The sequence below is a fragment of the Emticicia sp. genome, assembly GCF_049241225.1.
Classification (GTDB): domain Bacteria; phylum Bacteroidota; class Bacteroidia; order Cytophagales; family Spirosomataceae; genus Emticicia.
On record NZ_JBMLRC010000188.1, the window covers coordinates 1 to 18,144 of the forward strand.

The 18,144-nt window shown below is 39.1% G+C and carries 12 protein-coding genes and 1 pseudogene; 3 read left to right on the top strand and 10 right to left on the bottom strand.

Annotated elements, in window-relative coordinates; translation table 11 throughout:
- Window positions 1–254: pseudogene (locus ACOVO2_RS10400) on the bottom strand (hypothetical protein); the annotation flags it as partial.
- A gap of 251 nt (window positions 255–505) precedes the next feature.
- Between ACOVO2_RS10400 and ACOVO2_RS10405 the strand changes: the two are divergent.
- From ACOVO2_RS10405 to ACOVO2_RS10415, 3 genes are all read left to right on the top strand, one after another.
- Window positions 506–2,470, top strand: a complete 1,965-nt coding sequence (locus ACOVO2_RS10405; protein WP_421769902.1) for a transglutaminase — start codon at window positions 506–508, stop codon at window positions 2,468–2,470.
- Window positions 2,471–2,555: 85 nt separating this feature from the next.
- Entirely contained in the window at window positions 2,556–4,460 is a 1,905-nt protein-coding gene (locus ACOVO2_RS10410) for a DUF3857 domain-containing protein (protein WP_421769903.1), read from the top strand.
- Window positions 4,461–4,539: 79 nt separating this feature from the next.
- On the top strand, window positions 4,540–5,220 hold the full coding sequence (locus ACOVO2_RS10415; RefSeq protein ID WP_421769904.1) for a head GIN domain-containing protein: 681 nt from the start codon (window positions 4,540–4,542) through the stop codon (window positions 5,218–5,220).
- Window positions 5,221–5,278: 58 nt separating this feature from the next.
- Here ACOVO2_RS10415 and ACOVO2_RS10420 read toward each other — a convergent pair whose 3' ends face one another.
- The 9 genes from ACOVO2_RS10420 to ACOVO2_RS10460 all read right to left on the bottom strand — a co-directional run.
- A complete protein-coding gene (locus ACOVO2_RS10420) occupies window positions 5,279–8,950 on the bottom strand; it encodes a M12 family metallo-peptidase (protein ID WP_421769905.1) in 3,672 nt (1,223 codons plus the stop codon).
- A 148-nt stretch (window positions 8,951–9,098) separates the two neighbouring features.
- Window positions 9,099–10,820 carry a M3 family oligoendopeptidase gene (locus tag ACOVO2_RS10425; protein WP_421769906.1) on the bottom strand — a complete coding sequence of 574 codons (1,722 nt, stop codon included), beginning with the start codon at window positions 10,818–10,820 and terminating at the stop codon, window positions 9,099–9,101.
- A gap of 368 nt (window positions 10,821–11,188) precedes the next feature.
- Window positions 11,189–11,899, bottom strand: coding sequence for a carboxypeptidase-like regulatory domain-containing protein (locus tag ACOVO2_RS10430; RefSeq protein WP_421769907.1), 711 nt, complete (start codon window positions 11,897–11,899; stop codon window positions 11,189–11,191).
- Window positions 11,900–11,948: 49 nt separating this feature from the next.
- Entirely contained in the window at window positions 11,949–13,277 is a 1,329-nt protein-coding gene (locus ACOVO2_RS10435) for a M14 family zinc carboxypeptidase (RefSeq protein ID WP_421769908.1), read from the bottom strand.
- Between the two features lie 33 nt (window positions 13,278–13,310).
- Window positions 13,311–13,703, bottom strand: a complete 393-nt coding sequence (locus ACOVO2_RS10440) for a hypothetical protein (protein ID WP_421769909.1) — start codon at window positions 13,701–13,703, stop codon at window positions 13,311–13,313.
- A 350-nt stretch (window positions 13,704–14,053) separates the two neighbouring features.
- A complete protein-coding gene (locus ACOVO2_RS10445) occupies window positions 14,054–14,449 on the bottom strand; it encodes a hypothetical protein (RefSeq protein WP_421769910.1) in 396 nt (131 codons plus the stop codon).
- Window positions 14,450–14,513: 64 nt separating this feature from the next.
- A complete protein-coding gene (locus ACOVO2_RS10450) occupies window positions 14,514–15,542 on the bottom strand; it encodes a zinc metalloprotease (RefSeq protein ID WP_421769911.1) in 1,029 nt (342 codons plus the stop codon).
- A gap of 145 nt (window positions 15,543–15,687) precedes the next feature.
- Window positions 15,688–16,164 carry a YchJ family protein gene (locus ACOVO2_RS10455; protein WP_421769912.1) on the bottom strand — a complete coding sequence of 159 codons (477 nt, stop codon included), beginning with the start codon at window positions 16,162–16,164 and terminating at the stop codon, window positions 15,688–15,690.
- A 297-nt stretch (window positions 16,165–16,461) separates the two neighbouring features.
- Window positions 16,462–18,144 (bottom strand): chitobiase/beta-hexosaminidase C-terminal domain-containing protein (locus ACOVO2_RS10460; protein ID WP_421769913.1); only part of this gene is annotated, 1,683 nt, incomplete at its 5' end.

Consider the following 18,144-nt stretch of genomic DNA (forward strand, 5'->3'; position numbering starts at 1 on the left):
CCTTCACGTTTTGTACCGATTTGTTTCAACCAACCCAAAATTGCATCTTCTTGCAGACGCACTTCGCCTGTTTTACTTTTCCCGATTGACTTGAGCGTACACGAAGGATGCAGTGCAGCACGCACAAGACTCGAATCGCTCTTACGCATACCATCGAATACTTGGTTGATGGTTGCTTTAATTTGTTCTTCGTCGGTTTGGGCAAATGATTGAGTTGCTACCGTGAGCATCAGTAAAGTCAATAGTTTTTTCATAATGTTTGGTTTGAATAAGTGATGAAAAGAATCTGAAAGCCAAATGTACAAAAAAGATTGAAACTCAAAAGACGTTCAACTATTTGGGAGAAGTTATTGATAAAAAGTGTTTTTAAAAAAAATTCCTCAAATAATTCAATGGGTACAAAATTTGCTTATTTTCGTACCAACTGTAAGGTTTAATAATATTTTCCCAACAACTTATTATTCTTCCATACTAAACCGACACTTTTCTTAAAAACTATTCCTTTATGCTGAAGATTTTTACTACGCTCACGCTGAGCCTCTTGGTCTCATCGCTATCATTTGCCCAAAAACCTGCTCCCGTAAAATTCGGTGACGTGCTTCCCGAAGTCATCAAAATGAAAGTTTACCCCAAAGATTCTTCGGCCGAAGCCGTAGTCTTGTATGATGGTGGCGAAACCTACTTCGAGATTATGGGCAGCAATATTATCATTACCCAGATTATTCATGAACGCATCAAAATCCTAAAGAAATCTGCCTTGGAGCGTGGGTCAATCAAGATTCCTGTGGTACGAGAAAACGGAACAACTCAAGAGTTTTTGAGCGAGATTAAAGGCTTTACCTACAATGATAATAATGGCTCGCCCACCCGTGATAAACTAACCAAAGACATGATTTTTCAGGAAAAAGCCTCGGATAATGTCTATGTAACCAAAATTTCGATGCCAAATATCAAAGAAGGTTCGGTTATCGAATACAGCTACAAAAAACAAACGCCCATGAGTATCAAGCAAAACCCCAACACTTGGTATTTTCAGCAAGGTGTTCCTGTCGAGCGAAGCGACTATAAAATCACGATTCCCGATTATTTTTATTTTCGCATGATTATGAGTGGCTATTTGCCATTAAATCACAACGAAAATCAGCCTGTTACACTAAGAGGATTTAACGTCAATGGCCAAGAATATCACTTCATTGTGCTTGATGCCCCAGCATTCCGTGACGAAGCCTATATTACTACCGAAGCCGATTATTTATCAAAAATTGATTTTGAGTTAGCCAGTGTCAATTGGCCGAATGTACTGATGAAAGATTTCTCGCTTGATTATAATAATTTGACTAAAACACTACTCGAAAGCGAAGAATTTGGTCAGCAAATCAAACGTACGGGCTTTCTGAAAGATGAAGCCTTGGAAATAAAGAGCAAATACAAAGACACTACCAGTAGGCTTCAAGCAGCCGTAAATTATATAGTAAAAAACATCAAGTGGAACGGAGAAACCAGTATTTATAGCACAGGTCTGAAGAAAATTCAAGAGAAAAAAACAGGCGATGCCGCTGATATTAATCTCATGCTCATTGGTTTACTCCGAGAAATCGGTTTCGATGCGAATCCAGTAATTCTCAGTACCCGTGACCACGGCCGTATTCATGAGCAATATGCACTCATGCGTCGGTTCAATTATGTGGTAGCTCATATTGACGCCAATGGCAAAGACCTTCTGATTGATGCCACCGACGAGTATCTGAAAGTGGGAATGTTACCCTACCAATGCCTCAATCACAGTGGTTGGTTGATACATCCGGGTTTTCCACGGTTTGTTTCACTTGAGCCTGTCGAGCGAGATGCCGAACTTGAAAAAGCCGAAATGCAAATCAACGAAGATGGAGAAATGAAGGGGCAATTCACGAAATCGTATTCGGGGTATAGTGCTTGGAGTGCCAGAAAAGCCTTTAAGAAAGAAGGCAAAGAGAAGTTTTTGGAAGAAGTAAAAAAAGCGAAAACAAACTGGACAATCAACAAGGCCGAATACACTAATAATGAAGACATTAGCCAACAAATGGAAGCAAAATACGACGTCGAAATGACCGATTTCATAACAAAAGCGGGCAATATGATGTATCTGAAACCCATGCTTTCGGAAGGGCACACCGAAAATCCATTTAAAGATACCGAACGAAATTACCCGATAGATTTCGGTATTCCGATTGACGAAACATTCCTTGCCAGTTATGAAATTCCAGCAGGCTATACGGTCATCGAAAAACCACAAAGTGTATCGTTTGCCCTACCCGAAAATGGTGGAAAATTTACACATGCCGTAAATGTAAAAGACAATAAAATTTCAATCGTGAGTCGTCTGAATTTCCGTAAAACACTTTATTCACCAGACGAATATCCATTTTTAAAAGAATTCTACGACCAAATCGTAAAAAAACACAGTGAACAAATCGTATTGAAGAAACAGTAATAAAAGTCGATTTTCATTGAACCGAAAGCATGATTTATGCTAAAATTGTGACTTCGGTTTCTTCCACAATAAACAAAACTCACGCATGAAAAAAACGCTCATTTTTCTTCTTACACTATCATTTTCGAGTGTTTTTGCACAGAAATATCCAGTTTCGTCAATCCCTGCCGAACTCAAAGAAAAAGCCCATGCCGTTGTGCGTGAACACAAAACTTCATTTATTGTGAAAGACATCGGTTCGGCAGTCACGAAAGTAGAAGGAGCAATCACGATTCTAGACGAAAAAGGCGAGCAACACGCCACGCTCGTGATTCCCTACAACAAATTCACGAAGGTAAACGATATGGAAGCCCAACTGTATGACGAAACAGGCAAAAAAATCAAGAGCCTTAAACGTGCCGACATCGAAAGCATTGGTGGCTCTTCGGGGGCAAATAATATTGATGATAGCTTCCTGAAGTATGCCAGTCTGACGCACACGAAGTATCCTTACACGATTGTGTTTTTTTATGAATTCACCACCAAAAACATGATGTTTTACCCAAGTTGGGAAGCGATTCCGTATAATGCAGAAGCTACTTCTGTCGAAAAATCATCGTTCACAGTTTCAATGCCCAATGGCGTGCAGCTCCGATACAAAGAGCAAAATATGCCCACTAAAGTTGTTTTGGGGCAAGAAGGAGATAAATTTCTGTATTCGTGGGAAGTCAGTAATCTTAAAGCCATTGAGCGAGAACCTTACAGCCCAAGTTTGAGCGAGATTTTACCCACGGTTTATACCGCTCCTACCCTTTTCAAAGTCGATGATTACGAGGGAAATATTCAATCTTGGAGCGATTTGGCGAAATTCTATGGAAATCTAAATAAAGACCGTGAAAAACTCCCTGCCGAATTGATAACGAAAATCAAAGATTTGGTCAAGAACGAAACCAGTGAAACCAACAAAATACGAAAAGTTTATGAATATTTGCAGGCTAACACTCGCTACGTAAGCATTCAGTTGGGCATTGGTGGTTGGCAATCGATGAAGTCGGAAGATGTGGCCAACAAAGGCTACGGCGACTGCAAAGCCCTTACGACTTTTACGATGGGAATGCTCCGAGAACTGGGCATAAAATCATACCAAGCACTCGTAAAAGCAGGCGAAGATGCGAATGATGTTCTGACCGACTTCCCTTCGTTTCAGTTCAACCACGTATTTTTGTGCGTGCCACAGCAAAAAGACACACTTTGGCTCGAATGCACAAGCCAAACCAATGCTTTTGGGTATTTGAGCGATTTCACGAGCAACCGACACGTAGTTTTGATTCAAGAAAATGGCGGAAAACTCGTAAAAACACCTACTTACAGACCCAATGACAACATGATGGTCAGGAAAGGAAAGTTTGTACTGAACGAAGATGGCACAGCCGAAGCTGAAATCGAAACCCGTCTTTCTGGCTTGCAGCAAGACTCACACGCAGGTGTGATTCACACACTCGGAACTGATGAGCAAAAGAAATGGCTAACCAATAATTTGAGTCTTTCGAGTGTAGAAATCAAACAATTTTCGTTAGCTGAAAAGCGTGAAAGAATACCAATCGTCAGCGAAAAAATGACTTTGACGCTCAGAAATATCTCGAACAAAAGCGGTACAAGGATGTTCCTTACGCCCAACTTATTAAATCAAGCCCGCACAGTTCCGTTACCTAACCCCGACCGCAAAGTTGATTTCGAGCTATCGAGCAATTACATGGATGTAGATAGTATTTCGTTTCAGATTCCAACGGGCTTTTCGTCGGAATACCTGCCCGAACCAAACAAAATACAATCGAAGTTTGGTACTTATACAACCACCGTGCAGATGACAGGCGACAAGATTCTCTACGTGCGTCAGATTACACTACTTCAAGGGCGTTATCCTGCGGCGGCCTTTAATGAATTTGTCGATTTCCGTAAAAAAATAGTAAAAGCCGACAAAAATCAGATTGTTTTGGTGAAGAAGACGTAAATGTCGATTTATTTTCCCTCTTTCATGCAACATTCTTTTCAATCATTACATCTAATAAGAAACTTAAACATAAAAACGCATGAAAAAATTATTTACGTTATTTTTATTAGTTAGCACTTGTAGTTTTGCTCAAGACATCAAACGCTTCTTTAAGGTAAAAGATTTTGAAAGACTCGAAATGGGCAGTGCCTTTATTATTACGGTCAGACAAGGCAATACCTACAACGTTGAAGTGAGGGGACGTGAGCAAGATGTAAAAGAAATTATAGCAAAAACCACTGGAAATACACTCGAAATAAATTATCCATCAAGCTGGGGAAGCCACAAAAACCGCAAAGAAGTTTATGTGAGCATCACAATGCCAAAACTTATTGCCGCCGAGTTTTCGGGAGCATCAAAATCAAATGTTTCGGGTTTCAGTTCTGATAAAATGTCTATCAGTATTTCGGGGGCATCTATCGGTAATTTTAAGGTCAATGCCAAAGCTCTATCAATCGATTGTTCGGGAGCTTCGAGCCTTACACTTATCGGAGGTGGTCAAAGTATTGATGCAGATGTGTCGGGGGCTTCTAACGTTAATTGCTCTGATTATAAAGTTGCCACAGCCAATATTGATGCCTCAGGGGCCAGCGATATAAAACTTTTCGTAACCAACAAAATCGTGGCTGATGCCAGTGGTGCAAGTAGTGTACGCTACAAAGGCGGAGCTTCGGTGAAATCAAGCACATCGGGAGCAGGCTCGGTTAAGTCGATGAATTAAAAATTATGTAAAAACAGGAACGCTGGCATGGATCAAAACCATGCCAGCGTTATTATTTTCACCATTTCACCACTCGTTTGGTTTCTTTTCGTTTGCCTGTATCAATCAACAAAAAGTATATTCCTGCTCCTAAATCTGAGGTATCAAGTTTGAATTTATCCAAATACGAGCTTATCGGAAACTCTTTCTGAATAACCATTTGCCCTCTGGTGTTATATAAAGTCACGCTTAATTTTGGGCCAGGCTTGTTATAAACCTGCAAATCAAGTACATCATCGAAAGGTACTGGAAAATACTTCACCCAAAAATTAGAAACTTTAGGGTTTACTGTTGCCCTAACGTTTATCTCACGATTTTCAATAATACCATTCGCACAATTGGCGTCAGATAGCTCGCCTACGTAGAAGTTATAATTGACAGGTTCGGCTGGCACAAAACTCCTCATTATTGTATTACTCGTACTTGTGATTGGCTCTTTACCATTAAAAGTAAACTTGTATGGTGGTGTACCTGTGAGCTTCATTGTGATTTGAATCGTATCCAAAACATAAGCCTCATTCAAGCCCGAGATACTGATAGTTGGTGCTTTAAAAACCTGCACTTCTACCGAATCAGTCGCTACGATTTTAGGGTCAGTACTTTCTACCTTCACCCAATATTTTCCGTTTTCTATTTCTCTCGGAATAGCCGCCTTAAACGAGTTATCATTAGCAATCGTTGTCGAATATTTTTTTCCAGCATTCGAGAATATGGCTCTAAATTCATTTTTTGTAGTGAATTTTCCGCTGGATGTAAATCTTACTTCCATGCTTTCGTTTGAACAATACGTATTTTTATCGACCTTACTCAAACTCAGAGCCAATACATTGACTTCGATGAGATTACTTAAATCGCTGGTACACTCTTGGTCGATGCACTGAACCTTATATTGAGTATTTAGCTCTGGTTTTACGAGCAAAGTATTGCTTTTTTCGATAATCTGAGTTTCGGTTGGTTTCTTTTCGGCATTCCAAATCCATTTGGCACTACTGCAACCTTCGGCGGTTAGTGTAATTTGTTCGCCCTGCATAATCTGACTCGACGATGCCCTTATTTGCGGAGTCTTCAGATAATTACAAGGATTTATTTTCAGTAATTTATCAGTCTGTAAAAACCAAATTTTCCCACTGTTATCCAACTGCATTGTGCCTGCCGTGCTTACCAAAGGCACATTTTCGACAAATTTTAAGCCATTTGCACTAAGCGAATAAATATCTCGTTTTGTTCCAAAAATATTGTAGATGTATAACGTTCCGTTGGTTTCACCAATAATACGATTGGTACCCAAAAGCGTTAAATTCTGATTTACCCAACCCGATTCTTTGTTGTATTTGAGGAGCAAATTTGTGCCACTATTGATTACCCAAAGGTTCTCCTGAGCATCTAAGAAAATCTGGCTAAACGAGGCACTCAGCAAACTATTTGTTCGGTTGAAGATGGTTTGTGTTTTTTGCTCAAAGTTATAGTTGTAAATTTCGTAAATGGCACTCGTAGAGTTGTAAACGAGCATCCACACCGAGTTTTTTCCCCACACCATGCCTTGTTGTGAACTGACATTGGTAGGAAGTTGATAAACTAACTCGGTCGAATCACCTACTACTCTCTGAATGTTTCTGTTATCGTGTACGAATTTTGTTTGCGGGTCAAAACTATTAAAAGCAGTATTATTACTTCCTACAAAATCACGTGATTCAAGAATTTTAAAAGTATTAGGGTCTAACTTTGCGAGTCGGTAAGTTGGTTTCGGAAAAACACCGTTAAAGGCAATGCGTTTACTAATTTGTGTCAAAATCCACAGATTGCCAGTAGCATCTGTTTTAGTATCAAGCAATGCGTTGCTCACCGTTCCGCTGGTCAGTTGTCGGTTGAAAAGTTTACCAGCCGTACCATCAGTTTTCATCTGTACGATGCCTTCATTGCTGCTCACGAAAGCATAATTATCGTTGAAAACAACTTTTCGTAATGTGCGACTCAAATTCTCAATATTACCATTATTGAAGTACGAAAAACTCTCAGGATTTGGCTCCGAACCAGTTCTAAACGACCTTTCGGTAAACCTAACCAAACCTTTGGGCAAACCAATGATGTTGAATTTATCGTTGTTATATTCTTCAAATTTTACGTAATAAGTAGTATTTGGTTTTAGGTTTTGTAGCAAAAACGGATAATTTATCTGACCCGCATAAATGCCCGACTTGAGGGTTCTATTGACAATGGGCGACGAATAATTGGCATTTTCAGAAACAATGACTTTTACTTCCAGAATATCGCCACTGCCTGCCGTGTAGTTTATTGGAAACGAAAGCGGATAACCATTGAGGGCTTGTTGGGTTAAATCTAAGAATGATACATTGGGTTTTGTCCAAAAAGTTTCGGGTTTCGACCACGCACTTGCTTCGCTTCCACGCATGGCTCGCACTCGCCACGTAAAGCCCTCGCTTGAAGCTACTAATGAAAGAGAATTAGTCGTAGTTCGGCGGAGTGTAGCATTCAAATCGAACGAATAAGAGGTGCTTCCCGAACTAAAACCGATAGTTTGAACTTGATACTCAGTGGCATCATCAATTTTATCGAATCTTAGTGTGAGCGTTGTTCCATCAATATTTACTTTCCCATCAAGTGCTGTTAGGGTTTGTGGTGTTTCAAGAATCGCAGGCGTATTCACCTTCATTGTGTTTGACCAAACGCCTTCTCCAAGTCTATTTTTAGGCTTAATTCTGAGGAAATAGTTTTTGTTTTTCTTCAAAAAAGGCAAAGCTGTGAACGCCTGTTCGCTACTGTCTCGTAGAATAATATTTTTGAAATCTGAGCCATCAGAAACTTCAATCAGGTAGGTTTCGGCTTGAAGAATCGGATTCCAAGAAAAATATAAATCTTTGTTAAAATCCCAAGTTTCTGCCAGTTTTACAGTTTCAGAGATAGTTCTTATTTTTTGATAGCGTGTGGCCGAATTTCGACTCATCAATTCGATACAAAGCGGGTGAAAATTATTCAATCGGCGATTGCAGTAGCTCATCAACGTCCCTTTAATATTTTCGAGAGCTTCCGAATAACAATCTCCTTCTACGGCATAACAAAAGTCAATGGCTCCACCTGGCCAATTACAACTTTGGGTATGTGGCGAACCAAAATTATGCCCAATTTCGTGAGCAATGGTTGAAATATTTTGCCACGGCGAAACATTGAACTTACCGCTCGCTACACCACCCGCACCCGAAAATCCTTTTGAGTTGAGATACATCACCACATCGCTCGGAATCCTCGACAAAGCGGAGTTTGTGTAAGAATTACGAAGATTGGTGAGCATCGTAAAAATATCTGTTATGTTGTTATAAGGGTCTTTGGCGGCTTCTTTCCAGATGTTTACGTGCGTCAAAACTAACTTTGTATTTATTTCATTTTCGTAAATTTCAGAAGTTTTCTGAATCATTGCTGCTACTTCATTTTTGATAAAAAGCGTATCGCCATTATATTTCAAAAAAGTCTGGTAATCAACATCTACCACAACTCGACACATATAGAAATCATCGATGGCTTGCTTACGAGCCTTGCGTTCTTTGATAAATTGTGGGAGTTGGTTTAAAACCTCAGTCGAGATTTCATTATCATCAAAACCACAATTAATGTCTTGTGCAAACGAAAATGTGGAAACGAAAAACAGGAATAGAAGTGAAGGAAATCTAAATTTCATAAAAGTCTGTTAATGATGGAATTGTTGTTGGGTTCAATATACAAAAATCTGCATCTTATTCTGATTTTTTATCATTTTCTTAAAATAAATCACATAAAAAATGCCCCTGATAATTTACCAGAGGCATCATTTAGACTGCAAGTATTGTTTACTTCAACTTCTCCAATTCGGACTTCACAAAATCCATCAGTTCGGCGATGTATTCTTTCGAGAAATCGAATTTTACGTTGGCGGCTTCGTAAATTTTACCGATGGTTGTGGTGTAGCCCAATCGTAAAGCATTGAGGTAGCCATCAAGTCCTTTTTGGGCATCTTGTTTGTAATTTCTCCAAACACTGATTGCTCCCAACTGAGCCATTCCGTATTCGATGTAGTAAAACGGTACTTCAAAAATATGCAACTGACGCTGCCAATTATATTTCTTGAATCGCTCAAAACCTTTCCACTCGGTCACGGAATCGGAGAATTGCTCGAATGTCTGTACCCAACGGGTCTGACGCTCTTCGATTGAATGCGTAGGGTTTTCATAAATCCAATGTTGGAATTTATCGACGGTGGCAATCCACGGCAAAACTTCCAAAATATCTTCTAAATGCTCAATTTTGGCACGTTTTAGGTCTTCTTCATTCTCGAAAAACACACCCCAATGCTCCATCGAAATCAATTCCATCGACATCGAAGCCAATTCGGCAACTTCAGAAGTTGTGCTACGGAACGAATTTAAAGGCAAATCACGCACCTCGAAGGAGTGAATGGCGTGTCCGCCCTCGTGTACCATCGTAACCACATCACGTAGGCTCGAAGTGGCATTCATAAAAATAAACGGCACACCGATTTCTTCGAGTGGATAGTTGTATCCGCCGGGAGCTTTACCTTTGCGAGATTCTACATCGAAATGCCCCATGCGTCGCATGATACGAATATAATCAGCCAATTTCGGGTCGATTCTTCGGAAACATTCAACGGTTTTATCCAACAAATCTTCTCCATTACTGAAAGGTTTGAGAGCAGGTTTGCCATCAGGGTCAACTTTCAAATCCCACGGACGAAGTTCATCGACATTCAGCTTTGCTTTGCGTTCTTTGGCCATTTCATCAACCAAAGGCACAACGGTTTCGGCCACTGCTTCATGGAAATTGAAGCAATCTTGTGGCGTATAATCGAAACGCCCCATGGCCGCAAACATATAATCACGGAAATTCAAGAAACCTGCATTAACAGCCAATTGGTGGCGTAAATCACGGAGTTCGTTGAATAGAGTATCGAGCTTTTCGTGGTCTTGGTAGCGGCGTTCGGCAATTTTTGTCCAAGCCTCTTCACGAATCGCACGGTTTGGCGACTGCAACAAATCTCCCGCTTTTGGCAAGGTCATTTCTTCACCATTGATGTTTACGGTCATTGCTGCCGTAGTTGACTGGTATTCAGTTTGTTTGGTCTGAATTTGGGTTTCAATCGGAATATTTTCTTCACGGAAAATCTCAACCGATTTTTTCATTCCACGAATCGTGATAAAAAAGCCTTCCTCAGTCAATTCACCCAAAAACGCACTTTCAAGAGCTTTTTTATTGAGTTGGTCGCTGTAAACTGAGAGTTCGGGCTGAATCTGTTCTACAAAAAACTGGTAGTTTTTTTGGTTTTCTTCGCTGGCCGTATCGCAAGTCATTTTGATGTATCGCCAAGCCAAATTTTCTGATAAATACGATTCCAACTCGCTGCGGTCAATGAACCATTGGCGTAATTCTTGAGCATTCGCAATCGAACGGCTCACCAAATTTTCGTAAAGTGGCTTTAAATCTTGCCAAGAGTTGAGGGCAAATTCTTCACCAATAAATGTGCGTGGTTTTCGCTGTGGTATTTCTATTTCTTGCATATAATAAAAGTTTCTCTGTTCTAATGGGTTATCTGAAATTTCCCCGTGCGACGGTCGCTCTTTATTTTCAAACTAATGTTTACCCACAAGTTTGAGGTGTACCAAAGAGAGCCAGAGGCTCGGTTCATTTTGTAGTGGTGGAATTTATTCCACCGTAAAAAGGGTAAAAAAGTCATTAGAGTTCCGTAGGAACGGTACATTTCATATGATGCGTTCCTACGGAACTCAAAAAACACCTTTTGGGGGCCGGTGGGTTAAAACCCACCGCTACAAAATGAGTCAAGCCTAAGGCTTTTTCAGTCTAAAACTTGTGAAAACAATAAAGAGCGACCGTCGCACGCGAAAATTTACGCCAAATTGTAATAGTTTCAACGCTTAAACTCATCCAAACAACGAAAAACTTCCAAGGTCAGGTCGTAGTCGTTGGCGGTAAGCACAAAGTTATCTGGTAAATTACAAAACTTCATAAAATTCTTTAATTCTTGCCCATGTAGTTTTGTTACAAACGAAATATATTCCGAATTATAACGATATTCTACCAAAAGCTTTTTGAGGTCTTCTTGCTTCATGGCTGCCAGTTTTCGGCGAGATTTCCCTTCTTTGCTGAAAAGCTCATAAAGTCCATCAATCGAAATACCAATTGTGCCTGGAGTGGAAGTATTTGTATTGATAAGGTTTGAAATATCTTTCCATTTTAGTTTCGTTGATGCTTCGGGCGACCCCATCAACTCTTCAATTTGTTGCTTTACTTGCTCCAAACGTTTATCTCTCACCACAACTTCTTTCAGAGCAATGGCATCTTGCCGCATTTCGATGACGGGCTCAAGATTTACACCGTCCCACGCAATGCCAGTTGCTTTATAACCAACCGATGTAATTTTGATTGAATCGCCTTTCGATGCTCTCACCAAAAAATTACCATTATCGCCTGTTTTTGTTACTTGTCTTGTATCTTTATTCACGACGGTTGCCGATGGGACAGGTTTTCCTGTAACCTTATCAATGGCTTTGCCGAGAACGTATGCTTTTTGGGCGAAAGCAGAAAACACCCCTAACCCCTGAAGGGGAATAAGAAGCATAAGAACTTTAAAAAACCTCTCTATTCGACGGTTCGATTGGGTTGGGCTGCTATTTAATTTGTCCATTCAAGATGATGTATTTCACTTCTTTATCTTTCGTAAGCAAGAAACTCGCTGTTTCGTCGAGATTAATTTCTTGATTTTGTATTTCTTTTTCTGAAACTTTATATTTCTGCAAAACCTCTGGAAATTCTTTCAATAAACTCACCGTCAATCCTTTAGCATCAATTTCTTTGAGCCCCCAAAAAGTAGAAAGGTCGCCGAGGTCTTCTATAACGCTCGAAAGCACAAAATCAGTAGCGTTGTTGATGTTTTTTTCGCTGAGATTAATGCCAATATCTTTGATAATGGTTTTGCCATTATGCACAAATTCGGCATTACGAATGAGTAAGTCAAATATGTAGCGGTCGTTTTCTGGAATGGCCTCGTAGGTCTTTAGCTCAAATTTTGTGTATGATTCCTCAGCAATTGCCTGTAAACCAGTCAGAATTGCCACAAAATTGAGTTTTCTGATAAATTGTTTTTCGGTATCTTCTTTGTAGCCACCCGATTCAATCAAAATCAGACTACTTCCCCACTTAGCAATATTATCGCCAAAAGCACGTGGTTCGTGGTCGTCATTCCAGCGACCCAGGTGTCCAGGAATAAATTGTTGGAGCGTTTGGTGCATGCCACATATCACTTGCATGGCTCGTGTTCGGGCAGGATTCCATTCTTTTGCATAATTGTATGACGTTGGCAGAAATGAAATCGTTGCTTGCTTCCCGCTTGCTCCCGCACTGTATTTGGTATTTTTATCGTGTAAATTAAACGAAAACTCAGGTTTTAGGTCGTCTTGGAGTTTCTTCAAAATTCTGCCTTCGGGAGTCTGAAAACTTAGGGCATCACGGTTCATATCAATGTCGGTAGCGGTGCGTCGTTGGAAACGTTCTGCTCCATCGGGGTTGAGCATTGGTACGTAATAAAGTGTGCAGTTTTCAAGAATTTTGCTTCTTAGTGCATCAAATCCATCATTTTTCCCTTGAAAGAAATTGAAAATATCAAACAAAGCCATCGTGGCGGTAGCTTCATCGCCGTGCATTTGCGACCACAACAAAACCTTAGTTTTACCACTTCCCATCTTGATTTGATAAATATCTCGTTCTTCAAATGACTTCCCGACTTTCTCGACCGAAAAAGGCAATTTTTCTATCAACGGAACAATATCTCGGTGCTTAAAACGGCGTTTCGTAAGGCTTTGCTCTTTGATTTGTTCGTGAATATCGAATAATTGTTTTGAAAAATCTGGAAGTTTTGGCTGTGCAATCGCTGACATATTGGTTAGAAATGAGATAATTACCGAAAGCACAAAGGTAAGGCGTTTGCGAAGAAGTACCATAGATTTGGAAGAATATCGTGGTAAAAACGCAAGTTAAAGATTTCTGAGTTTATTTACCAACTTCACAAGTTCTTTGGGTGGATTATCGTGGTCGAACGTGGAAGATTCATATTTCCTTCTTCCTGTTAGCACCTCTATATTGGCCTGCAAAGCAGCATCATTTGTTCTTTTTTTCGATGGCGATTTGAGATTAGGTAATTCTTCCAATTTGATTTTTGCACAAATTTTCATGATTTCTTTCCAATCTTCGGCAGAAAGTTTTCTTTTAGAACTAACAGAGTTTTCATTTAAAACATACTCTTTTTCAGTAATTGTAATTTCTCGCCTAAAACCACGTGTCGATTCGTTGAGTGTAATAGAAGCTATTTTCTGTGAAAAGCCTTCAAAAGCGATTAAAAATAAAGAAATAAAAAATGGAGTTTTCATAAGTATAAATAAAAAATGCCCTTCAATTTGAAGAGCAAAATAATATCTAAAAAAATAGAAAATCGGCTTTTTGAGATTAGAATTTGGGGGTCTAAGTAAATTCTAATCTCGCATGTATTTTCGAATAGTTTTAAATCTATCTACCACAGTATTTCTTGTATTTTTTCTCACTTCCGCAGGATTGTAATTGTTAGGTAATAAAGTAGAATTTTGCTTCTTTGAACGCCTAAACCATCATTTTTCGCATTAAATAAATTAAAAATTTGTGATTAAAACGGCGTTTCGTGAGGCTTTTTGCTTTAATTTATTTATAAATATCGAATAATCGTTTTGCTGAAATAACAAAGATTTTAAAGTTTCTTTAGTTCTTTAATCAGTTCTGAAAACTCTTTTGGTGGATTATCATGGTCGAAAATATCTGATTGAAACGTTTTTGTTTTAGTTTTCACTTCAAGTGTTGCTTGCAAAGCGGCATCGTTTGCACGTTTTCGTGTTGAAGATTGATATTTTGACAAATTTTCTAAATCTATTCTTTTACAAACTTCATTTATTTTCTGCCATACTTCGGGGCTAACTGACTTCTTTTTTGTTTGCGAATTATCACTAATCAAATAGCTTTTTTCGCTTATAAAAATTTCTTTATGCACACCACGTGTAGCTTCTGTAAGTTTAATTGAAACAATGTTTTGTGACATGGCATTTTGCGTAAGAATTAGTAATAAAAATAACCAAACTGTTTTTTTCATAAAAGTGGAATTAAAAAAAATGCCCTCCGATTGGGAGGGCAAAATGAAAATATATTAGCTATAATTAAGGCACAAAAGTAGCTCTTGCACCACCTGTTGCAAACAAAGCTCTTGCACGAACTTTCTGACCGTTTGTAAACATATACATACATGGGTCATCGGTGTAGTCCATGTAGTTCATGGTCATTTCGATTGGTGTACCAGCACAAGTGCTTAAATGTGGGTAAGCTGGGCAACCATAGTTAGCTGCATTATGCGTTGGAGTATCGCTTACTAAGTCAGAACCACAAGTGGCATCGCCCCAAATATGGCGAAGATTTAGCCAGTGACCAACCTCGTGAGTAGTTGTACGCCCTTTATCATAAGGAGCAGACAAGAAGAAACCTGAACCTAAACTACTTGACCCAAAATAATTTGGCCCGATAACTACGCCATCAGTTGCCGAACTACCTCCAGGAAACTGAGCGTATCCTAAGATTCCTCCGCCAATATTACAAACCCAAATATTGAGTTTACGAGTTGGGTCAGTGGGGTCTATTCCGCCTCTTTTAGAACTTTTCATGGCATCACGAGTACCCCACGAAGTTTTCGTTGAAGATTTACGATTTACTGCGAAAAGGGTGAAATGAATATTAAAATCAGCTGCTGTACCTGCAAATACCGTACTACTTAAACCACTCACATCAGAATTTGTAGCTCTAAAATCATTGTTCAGAACCGCAATCTGAGAAGCAATTTGAGCATCGCTGATATTTTGCTGTGCGGTATTATAAATAACATTCACAACAACTGGAATTTCGATAGTCTGGGCATCAGTCAGTGCAGCGGCGGCTAAAACTTCTCCACCTCGGTCGGCAATAAATTTGTTGGTGTGTTTTTCAACATCATCCATTTTTTTTGCTTGACCAGGATTTTCAGCCAATTGGTCTTTCAAGGCGTCCATTGAAGCACATTTACGGTCTTCTGGGTCAACAGTGGCACTGCTTATTAAAGAATTTGACATACTATCAACTTCTTCATTGACATCTGCACAAGCAAGAGAAACAGTAGCCAGAAATGTGGCAAAAACGATTTTTTTGGAAAGTGAATTCATGTACGAAAGGTTTTTAGTTTATAGATGTTTTGAAAAGGATTAACAATATTCAACTTTTTCCAAGAAAAAAAAAATTTATCCACTTTTTTTTACTGAACAAGGATATTTAAACAAAACACACTATAACATCCTGATAATAAAGAATTTACCTACCACAACACTTCTTGTATTTCTTTCCACTTCCGCAGGCACACAAATCGTTTCGATTTTGTACTTGGGCGATAGCTGATTTTGGGCCAATAATTCCACTCAGATAATACCATTGACCATTTTCTTTGACAAACGTAGATTTTTCATGATGGGTTTGTAGCATACCAGTATCATCTAAGTAAGAGGCTTTAAATTCCACTTCTCCATCTTCTTCGTTGAATTTTCCTTGTTTTGTAGCTACAACTTCCAATTTTTGCCATTGATTAGCTACCGCCCACGCCCGAATATCGGCTTCGTCGAAGTTTTTTTGTTGAGTTGGATAGGTAGTTGCAATCAAATATTTCACATCAACGACCACATAAGCTGAGTATCTCGAACGCATCAGCTGTTCGGCTGTTTGAGCAGGTTTTTCGCCCTTTATAATTGGTTCGCAACAGTCGGAAAATGGTTTGGCTTCACCACAATAGCACATAGAATAAAATAATAAAGTTAAAGTGTAAGTACGAATTACTAATGACGAAAATATCAATCATTCAATATATCACTCATGCTACGCATACATATTTGAAGTACAATAAACTATATTTTACCACAATAGACACAATAGTTTTTCACAATGGACACAAGTTTGAATAAAAACTCTTTGTGTCTATCGTGTCTCCATTGTGTCTATTGTGGTAAATTCACTATTTGTGCGTAACATGAGTTAGAAAAATCAATGATAATCAGCGGTTAAAAATCCGTTTTGTCGGCAAAGTACGCCAATAAATCAATTGAAAAATACTTCATCAACAAAAAACCAACCTTTCTGACCTTTTCCAGGGTGCCAAACAGGAAGTTTTGACACTGGTTTAACGACCAGTTTTATCATTTTATATGAGCCCTGTGTAAAAGGAATTTGTAGCCCCAGATTGGCGTTTCCTTCCATTTTTTCGGCTTGTTTTGGCGTGATTTTCTGAATGACTTTCAAATCTGCTTTGCTATTTCCAGCCCAAACCTCCACCGCCAAAGGTGGCATAATGAAAGAGTCCATTTTTTGTAAATAACTGATTGTTAGACCTTTGATGGGCTGAACTTTCTTAAATTCAAAAATCCCAACAAATTCTTTTTCACGATAACCCAACCATGCTTTATCACCAAAATTATCGGTTGGACCTTTTTTCAAATCTTTTAATGAAACTCCTCCATTACCCGAATATTTTGGGTCGGGAAGATTGAGCAAATACACGCTATCAGCCACAAAACTCGACTTGAAAAAACTGTATTCTACTTTTCGACTGGCGTACCAATTTTCTTTGGTTGCTATGGCCTTGAATTTTGTGTAACTATCAATGATGATTGGTTTTTCGTAGATATTTACCGTTGTTGAGTCTGGCTCAGAACCATCAAGCGTGTAGCGAATCTTTACATTTTTGAGCGTATGTTTCAGCGTAATTGGTGTATTAGTTTTGATGATAAAATCTTCATTGACCAAAATTGGCGGATTGAGTTGCAGAATCTCGTTGGGGTTATCAACCCCTCCCCTATCAAATTTTATTTTAGTATATTTCTTACTCAGTTCATTTACGGCAATCTCATCAATGCCTGTATTCCACACAAAAACTTCCTTTAATTTCGGCAAATCGAGTATTTTTTGAAGGTTTTCTTTAGACACTTTCGTCCCTGCCAGAGCGACAGACTCCAAATTCTTGCATTTTTTGAGTTGTTCTAAAGTATTTCCAGTTATGTCGGTTTGGTTGAGAATAAGTTTTTCGAGGTTTGGAAAATTGGCAATCAAAGCCAAATCTTCATCATGTACTGGCATTTTCGATAAATTCAAAATCACCAGTTGCTCACCTACTTTCGAGAGATTTTCTAAAACTTTACGGTCGAATTTTTTACTCACAAAAAAATCAGCCTGCAATGCGGGCGAACCTGTTGCCAACGGAAAAACCGAACAAAAAGGCGTATTTACAGTTGCTAAATCTGACTCCGAAGGCATCGAAAAGCTATAAACTTTGGCTTCTTTGGCGGCTGATTTCGTACCAACAAGTTTTGAAGCAATTTTCTTCGTTTCTGAATTTGCCAAATAGTTTTTGAAGGCTTTTTTAAGGTCTGCACCTTCGTTTATCCACGCAGATAAAAGAGCAATTTCATCGGTTGTTAGTTGTGGTTTGCCTTTCGGTGGCATGTGTTCTTTGTGTTCGAGCGGTAGATTTGCTCGCTGAATAATGTGGCTGTTGAGGGCATCGCCCACTTTCCAAATCAGACCATTTTTCCCACCTTTCAAAATCTTCTCAATACTACTCATATTGAGTTGGCCTTTTGTTTTATCATCGTTATGGCAAGCCACGCATTTAGCTTCGAGAATCGGGAAAATGGCGGCTTTATACATAGGGTCATTCTCCGAAAACTGTGGAGCAGTATCAGTTTTTTGCCACGCTTCAAACAGATAATTTTCACCGTGCGTAAT